General features: G+C 32.3%; 1 protein-coding gene. It reads right to left on the reverse strand.

Translation table 11 applies throughout. The features are described from left to right. Window positions 1-290: 290 nt before the first annotated feature. Window positions 291-1,097: a TonB-dependent receptor domain-containing protein gene (locus tag T355_RS0112315; RefSeq protein WP_081777684.1), complete on the reverse strand. Its 807-nt coding sequence runs from the start codon at window positions 1,095-1,097 to the stop codon at window positions 291-293. Between the last annotated feature and the right edge of the window lie 79 nt (window positions 1,098-1,176).

A 1,176-nucleotide genomic window follows, 5' to 3' on the forward strand; every position in this document is an offset into this window, starting at 1 on the left:
CAACAAAGCTGACTGTTGTATTGGTCATTTTAGACTGACTCTGAAATGGCTATGACGACCGACCCGTAGGTGGTTAAATTACGCCGACGCTAATATTTCTATCATCCTTTAAAATTATAGACCATTATGGTACATTTCAGCAAACAAAAACATATTTAAATCATTAATATTATATCATACCTTTCATTATATTTTTATTCTTAAATAGGATATTTTATTATTATATTTTGAAATAATGCTAATTATCAAAAAAGAGACAGCCTCGCGGCTGTCTCCTTGTTAAAATTTTATTAGAACTTGTAATTATAACTGAGCATGAAGTTTGTCGGCGGAGTGTAATAGTCAGAAGAAGTATGCATAACATTATCGTGTCTATTTAATACATTATCAATTTCTAAGCTAATCTCACTATTTTTATCTGGACTATATAAGAAATTCATTGAAGTCAGTAAATATGGCTTTGTTGGATATGAGTGAGATGTGGAAGGACACATTACTCTATCAGCTAAATATGAAGCATTAAAGTTTGTAGTAAACTTACCTATTTTGTAAGTAATTCCGCCGGTAATTTGTATTTTTCCAAATTTTCTGTCCCAATAATCTTTAACACTCCCCTTGGAACGTGTAAGTGGATTCATATATGTAAGACCACAATTATAAGCAAACTTTCCCTCAGGTGAATAATCATATGATAACTCTACACCCATGTTTTTATATTCATCATTCGTGTACGTATATATTTTATTAGTTTTATCATATTTAGAACTAATATTATCTTTTATATGAGCATAGAAAAGTGCAGCTTTCCAGGAGTGATCACCATGATTTTGTTTCCAACCGACTTCATAATTCATTCCTTTTTGTGGCTTAAGATTTGGATTTGGTACAGCCTGATCACCAGATCTATACATCTCTGCAAAAGTTGGCATAATAAAAGACTGTGCAACACTTAAATATAGACTATTTTCGTCATTCATTTTATGCAACCACTGCCCAGACATACTAAAATTACTATAATTAGTTATCGCACCAGTTGTCCATGTCTCACGTGCGCCAATAATAATACTATTTTTAGTATCAAGTGATGTTAGTATGATTTAGTGGACACAAAAAGTGCGACACATTAAAATCTTGATTAGGAAAGGATGTGTTTCACATGGCCCACAACGGCAACCG

Source organism: Anaerovibrio lipolyticus LB2005 (genome assembly GCF_000621545.1).
GTDB lineage: Bacteria > Bacillota > Negativicutes > Selenomonadales > Selenomonadaceae > Anaerovibrio > Anaerovibrio lipolyticus_A.